Source organism: Legionella shakespearei DSM 23087, assembly GCF_000373765.1.
Classification (GTDB): Bacteria; Pseudomonadota; Gammaproteobacteria; order Legionellales; family Legionellaceae; genus Legionella; species Legionella shakespearei.
On the sequence record NZ_KB892429.1, the window covers coordinates 1 to 5807 of the forward strand.

Sequence of the window (5807 nt, forward strand, 5' to 3'; positions counted from 1 at the left end):
TAGCTAATCGTACGCAGGCTAATCTTAAAGCGCCAGGCCCGAAGGTCCCCAGCTTTTTTCCATGGAAATTATGCGGTATTAGCTTGAGTTTCCCCAAGTTGTCCCCCTCTTTAAGGTATATTCCTACGCGTTACTCACCCGTTCGCCACTCGCCATCTATCTAGCAAGCTAGATAATGCTGCCGTTCGACTTGCATGTGTTAAGCATACCGCCAGCGTTCAATCTGAGCCAGGATCAAACTCTTCAGTTCAATTCCTGTGCTAGAACTAACTAGCTTCTTTACTTCTTTATTTCTTTCTCAAGCACTCAAAGGTTTTTCAAAGTGCCCACACAGTTTGTCTTCTCTCTTCTTAATGAACGTTGCCCCGAAGGCGTGCTGCGTATTCTACTGATTTTGATTTCAGTGTCAAACACTTTTTGCATTTTTTTTTAAAATAAATCTCACTCTGCTTTTTCTAAACGCAGCTTGGCAATTCGACGCTTGCCTACCTGAATGATATACGTCTGGTCTAAGGCCAATACCAGTGCGGGATCAGAGACTTTTTCACTATTAATTTTCACAGCGCCCTGCTTCACCATTCTTATAGATTCCGATGTGCTGGCGGTTAAATTAAGTTGCTTGAGAAGTTGAGCCAGATTCACTGGTTCACTGCTGGCGACATGTAACTCTTCCAAATCGTCAGGAATGATTCCTTTTTGAAATCGCTCTATAAACTCTTTATGAACCTGTTCAGCCTGATTCTGATCATGAAAACGAGCAACAATTTCTTTGGCAAAATCTATTTTTATATCTCTTGGATTGGCGCCCTCTGCAACTGCTTTCTTTAATTGCTGTATTTCCGGACCGGTTTTAAAACTTAACAGATCAATATAGCGCCACATCAATTCATCAGATACCGACATAATCTTGCCAAACATATCAGTTGCAGGTTCTGCGATACCTATATAGTTATCTAATGATTTAGACATTTTTTTAACACCATCCAATCCTTCTATTAATGGTGTCATCATCACAACCTGTGGTTCCAGGCCATAATGTTTTTGTAATTCGCGGCCCATCAGTAAATTAAATTTCTGATCAGTCCCGCCGAGTTCTACATCTGCTTTTAATGCCACTGAATCATAACCTTGTAATAAAGGATATAAGAATTCATGTATGGCAATAGGTTGCCCGTTAGTGTAACGCTTATTAAAATCATCTCGCTCTAACATACGTGCAACAGTGTGCGTTGCTGCCAAACGAATAAGATCTACGGCATTAAATGTTCCCAGCCATTCAGAATTAAATACTACTGTAGTTTTGGCAGGGTCTAAAATTTTAAAGACCTGTTCTTTATATGTTTGCGCATTTTCAAGTACGGTTTCTTCGCTTAAAGGCATGCGCGTTACATTTTTTCCAGTTGGATCACCAATCATTGCGGTAAAATCTCCAATTAAAAAAATGACTTCATGCCCGTATTGTTGAAATTGTCTTAATTTATTAAGTAGAACCGTATGTCCCAGATGCAGATCGGGAGCTGTAGGATCAAAGCCTGCCTTAATTTTTAAGGGAATTCCCTTCTGTAGTTTTTTTTCTAATTCCTGCAATGGAAGTACTTCTTCACAACCGCGGATCAATTCGGAACAGACTAAATCTTGTACTATCATGTCATTAAAACCTTTGTAAATGATTGACCTATCTTCTCACACCGAGTATCTTAGCCCGGTTAGCAAATTCCTGCTATAGCTAAGAGATGATTTGAGGTAATTTGCTAGACAAAATTGAAGAGAATAAGACAAAATATCTAATATTATAACGTGATGCAGTAACAGCCATACCAGGCTCTGTTTATATTCTACCAGACGGTTTAGGTAAGCAGACCCTGATTACAATTAAACCAAAGCATTCTTGTGGATGACAGTAGTTATAGGCAAACAATGGATAAAAGACCAAATATCCCAAAACGAAAAGCTGGTAAACCATCGAAGCTGCTAACGATTGGCGCGTTAGTGATTGCCTTTTCACTCCCCTATTTTTTAGTGAAAAATTTTTCTCGTAATTCAAGTGACGACTTTACACGTAAAACGATTTCACTCCCTAAACTGGTTGAAACCCCGGCCCCAGTGAAAGCAGAACCAGCCGCTGATGATGGAAAAATTGCAGTAAAAGACAATGAATGGCAAGTAGTTAAACCGAGGCCTGGTGATTCAATGGCAATTATCTTTAATCGCCTGGGATTAAGTGCCAGAAATTTGCATGAGGTATTGCAAAAGAATCCACATGCCAAAGCACTTACTGCAATAAAGCCGAGTCAGGAACTGCAGTTTTTAATTAGTAAGGGTAAGCTTGAAAAGCTAATCATACCTGTTAATAACATTCAATCGCTTACGGTATATAGGGCAGGAAAAGTCTATAAGACAAAAATGGATTCTAAAAAGATGATCAGCCATAATCATTACATCACAGGTACTGTTAAAGGCTCCTTGTTTAATACCGCTCAAAGGTTGAATATACCCTCCAAACTGATTCGTCAGATGACTACCGTTCTTGGAAAAGAAATAGATTTCTCGCGTGCAGTACGCTCAGGAGATCAGTTCTCTATAATATACGATGCTTATTATATAGAAGATAAAATGGTTGGAACGGGAGATATTGTAGCCGTCAGTTATACTAACAAGGGTAAAACGTTCCAGGCCATACGCCATACCACAGCTCGAGGCGATACCGATTACTATACCCCTCAGGGAACAAGCTTTAAAAAGGCATTTTCACGTTATCCAATAAAATTCAGCCATATCAGCTCCACATTTGCCTTATCAAGATATCATCCGATTTTACATTATAAGAGAGCTCATAAAGGTATCGATCTGGCAGCTCCCATTGGAACACCTATCCAATCTATTGGTGATGGAGTCATTGCGACCATCGGACGACATAATGGTTATGGGAATATGATTAAAATCAGACATGACAAAACCTACAGCACTGTCTATGGGCACATGCTTAAATTCCAGAAAGGACTTTCCAAAGGCAGCAGAGTTAAACGCGGTCAGGTAATCGGCTATGTAGGGCAAACAGGACTTGCAACCGGGCCACATTGTCATTATGAATTACATGTCAACAACACACCGAGAAATCCTACAACAGTTAATTTACCTACGTCGTCACCAATCTCGGGTCGCGAAATGCTGGCATTTAAAGCAAAGGCCAGTACGTTGTTAGCTCGGCTTAAATTATTTGAAGAAGCCAATCTGGCCAGTAACGGCAAACGAAATATTGATGTGGGGTAGCCCGGGTCTGCTCGCAGTTGACTCTTCTACACATGATCCACGTCGTCCTGAGCGCGTCTTTTGGCGCGAAGGATCTCCAAATACAGGCACCATGCCACTTTCAGGAGATCCTTCGCGCCAAAAGACGCGCTCAGGACGACGTGGGGATCCGGCTAAGAAAAGAGATAACGACAGATAAACACTGATGCTAAAATACCAGCCAGATCCGCCAACAGTCCCGCAGGTATTGCATGACGCGTGCGCCTTATTCCCACTGCCCCAAAATACACTGCTATGACATAAAACGTTGTTTCAGTACTGCCCATCATGGTTGCCGCAGTTTTGGCTATCATGGAATCACCACCGTATTGGTGAATTAACTCCGCCATTACTCCTGTTGAGGCGCTCCCTGAAAAAGGTCTGATTAACGCCAGAGGCAACACTTCAGGCGGCATTCCTATCATGGCCATGAAAGGTGCTAGCAATTGATCCATCAAACCAAAAAATCCTGATGCCCTTAGCATACCTATGCCAACCATCATCGCGATTAAATAGGGAATAAGGCTTATACTGGTGTCAAAACCTTGTTTTGCCCCAACGATAAAAGCATCAAACACATTGATTTTCTTTATGGCAGCGTATAATGGAATACCTACTACAAATGCTAGAAACATCCAGTTGGATAGTTGATTGGCAAAACCGTTCATAAGCTGTCCGCCCGTTCTACTTTAAAGGTTTTCAATTTAGCCAATTGTTTTACGGCTACCAGCGCAACAATGGTTGATACTGTAGTCGCAATTAAAGAACTGAAAATAACACTGCTGGGATTAGTACTGCCATTAGCCGCCAAAAAGGCTATCGCTGTTGCTGGTATTAATTGAACGCTGGAGGTGTTTATTGCTAAAAAGGTACACATGGAATTGGTTGCAACAGCCACATGCTTATTGAGGCTTTGTAATTCTTTCATTGCTTGCAGGCCAAATGGTGTTGCTGCATTAGCTAAACCTAACATATTTGCGGCAATGTTCATTACCATAGCTCCCATGGCAGGGTGATCTGCAGGAACATCCGGAAACAATCTTCTTAGTATGGGCTTTAAAAATCGCCCCAATATGGCAACAAGACCCGACTCTGTTGCTATGGACATAATACCCAGCCACAGGGTCATGATCCCGGTCAACCCAATTGCTATTTCAAATCCGAGCTTGGCTGAATCGGTTACAGCCTTTACTACTGCGTCTATTCGACCTTCAATAATGCCGACAATGACGGAAACAAGTATCATTCCTAACCATATTATATTCAGCATTATTGCCTCCAGACCCTAAAAAAAGGTACCATGGAATTCAAATTGAATTGAAAACACTCCAAGTGACTTATGCAATACACAGCTACTCCCTTAAAACTATTTTTCTTTATTGCCTGCGTCATCTGCAGCTTTTCGAGCAACGCTCTCAACTCTGCCACTCTCGAAGAACAGGCTAATTCATCTATTACTGAACTATATCATACACTAAACGCCATGCCGAACACTTCTATGGCGGAGAGAATCGATTGGTTTAGTAGTCATTTTAAAGGACAACCTTACATACTAGGTTCTTTGGGTGAAGGGCCTGATGCTCCTTACGACCAATATCCCTTATACCGCGTTGATGGATTTGATTGTGATACTTATGTAAATACTGTGCTTGCTTTAGCTCTGGCAAGTTCCCTTGATTCCTTTCAGAACTGTTTAAAATATAATCGCTATCACAATGGCAAAATTTCTTATATTGATAGAAACCACTTTACCTCTATAGACTGGAATAAGAATAATCAGATACGTGGTGTGCTTAAAGACATTACTCTCACGATTAAAGATCAAAAAAATCATCAAGTGGCTGTTTATGCCAAGGCGTTGATCAATAAAGCCGGTTGGTATGCCCACAAAAACATAGACACTATCAGACTGCAAACAGAAAATAAGGAAGAACAGGAAAAGCGTTTGGCTGAGTTGAAAGCTCAAGGCAAGAAGCTTAAATCAGTGACTTCGAAAATCCCATACATTCCATTGACTGCATTATTTTCAGAAGACGGCAAACCAAACCTTTATTTGTTTTCTCAAATACCTAATGGTGCAGTTGTAGAAATAATAAGACCTAATTGGGATTTGCGTAAACAAATTGGCACTGCGTTGAATGTATCCCATTTAGGCTTCGCCATTTGGATTAAAAACACCTTATATTTCAGACAAGCCTCATCACAGCTTGGTGGTGTCGTTGATGTTCCGTTAGCTGATTACCTGAATGAGGCACGCAGTAGCCCTACGATTAAAGGGATAAATGTTCAGGTGGTTTTGCCACAAAAGCCTGTTTCGGGTGACTGTAAGCGTTTTCATAGTAATTGATTTACTGTCTGATCTCAGGTCTGAATAAGATATTTCTTAGCCCATCCTACCCCCACTGCCATCAAGTTAAGAGGGTTTATTTAAAATAGGCGTAGCCTTGATGCAGCGATAGCGCTGAGTGATCCTCTCATAATTTTAATCTCGTAAAAAGATGTAAATAAACAGGATGATC

Annotated in this window: 5 protein-coding genes and 1 rRNA gene; 2 read left to right on the forward strand and 4 right to left on the reverse strand. The window is 41.0% G+C overall.

What is annotated here, in order from left to right; translation table 11 throughout:
- Both B094_RS0113165 and tyrS read right to left on the reverse strand, forming a co-directional pair.
- A 16S ribosomal RNA gene (locus B094_RS0113165) occupies positions 1 to 250 on the reverse strand; the annotation flags it as partial.
- A 191-nt stretch (positions 251 to 441) separates the two neighbouring features.
- Positions 442 to 1647 (reverse strand): tyrosine--tRNA ligase, encoded by a 1206-nt coding sequence (gene tyrS, locus B094_RS0113170; RefSeq protein WP_018578280.1) that lies wholly within the window; start codon positions 1645 to 1647, stop codon positions 442 to 444.
- 270 nt (positions 1648 to 1917) lie between these two features.
- On the opposite strand from tyrS, the gene B094_RS0113175 reads away from it, so the two are divergent.
- Positions 1918 to 3270 carry a peptidoglycan DD-metalloendopeptidase family protein gene (locus B094_RS0113175; RefSeq protein ID WP_018578281.1) on the forward strand — a complete coding sequence of 451 codons (1353 nt, stop codon included), beginning with the start codon at positions 1918 to 1920 and terminating at the stop codon, positions 3268 to 3270.
- Between the two features lie 152 nt (positions 3271 to 3422).
- Here B094_RS0113175 and B094_RS0113180 read toward each other — a convergent pair whose 3' ends face one another.
- Both B094_RS0113180 and B094_RS0113185 read right to left on the reverse strand, forming a co-directional pair.
- Positions 3423 to 3956: a spore maturation protein gene (locus tag B094_RS0113180; RefSeq protein WP_018578282.1), complete on the reverse strand. Its 534-nt coding sequence runs from the start codon at positions 3954 to 3956 to the stop codon at positions 3423 to 3425.
- Positions 3953 to 4558 carry a nucleoside recognition domain-containing protein gene (locus tag B094_RS0113185; RefSeq protein ID WP_018578283.1) on the reverse strand — a complete coding sequence of 202 codons (606 nt, stop codon included), beginning with the start codon at positions 4556 to 4558 and terminating at the stop codon, positions 3953 to 3955. The genes B094_RS0113180 and B094_RS0113185 overlap by 4 nt, the downstream gene beginning before the upstream one ends.
- A 69-nt stretch (positions 4559 to 4627) precedes the next feature.
- Between B094_RS0113185 and B094_RS0113190 the strand changes: the two genes are divergently transcribed.
- A complete protein-coding gene (locus B094_RS0113190) occupies positions 4628 to 5635 on the forward strand; it encodes an N-acetylmuramoyl-L-alanine amidase-like domain-containing protein (RefSeq protein ID WP_018578284.1) in 1008 nt (335 codons plus the stop codon).
- Positions 5636 to 5807: the final 172 nt, after the last annotated feature.